1 protein-coding gene is annotated in these 693 nt (G+C 57.6%); it reads left to right on the forward strand.

Going from position 1 to position 693, the window contains the following annotated elements; all coding sequences use genetic code 11:
- Positions 1-2: 2 nt before the first annotated feature.
- Positions 3-693, forward strand: a 691-nt coding sequence (locus MXD62_RS09910; RefSeq protein WP_368862370.1) for a 1,4-dihydroxy-6-naphthoate synthase, incomplete at its 3' end; no start/stop codon positions are given.

Here is a 693-nt window from a genome sequence, read left to right on the forward strand (position 1 = left end):
GGGTGCACGGGTTGATACCCGGCGCGCCGGAGCTTGATGTTATGTACGCGGACATTGACATTACCAACAGCCTGGCAGCTGGTTCCAATGGATTGGATGTACTCAAGATCTCGTACGCTGCCCTGCCGTGGGTGCTATCAGAGTATGCACTGCTTCCATGCGGAGGGGCATTGGGCAGAGGCTGTGGGCCACTGGTCCTAACGAAAAGCGGTGTGGCCAGCAACCATGACCCGGCAGTGCTGTCCGGCCGACGAGTGGCGGTTCCTAGTGAACGATCAACCGCCTATCTGCTGTTCCGGTTGTGGGCCGCCCAAAATGTTCCGGGGGGAGTCGGCGAGATTGTGGTGATGCCATTCCACGAGATTATGCCGGCGGTGCGCGATGGTGCGATTGATGCCGGGTTGGTGATCCACGAAGCGCGCTTCACATACCCGTCCTATGGGCTAAGCCTTATGACCGACTTGGGCAGTTGGTGGGAGTCTGACACTAATCTGCCAATTCCGCTGGGGGCAATCATTGCCCGCCGCTCCCTCGATCTGGATGCGATCGCTGGTTGGATTCGTGAGTCGGTCCAATATGCGTGGGCTCACCCGGAGGTATCGCAGGAGTATGTGATGCACCACTCTCAAGAGCTTGAGCCTGAAGTGGCACAAGCACACATTGACCTATACGTGAACAAATTCACCGCCAATT

Origin of the sequence: Frankia sp. Mgl5 (genome assembly GCF_023242985.1) — a bacterium.
Taxonomy (GTDB): domain Bacteria; phylum Actinomycetota; class Actinomycetes; order Frankiales; family Frankiaceae; genus Parafrankia; species Parafrankia soli.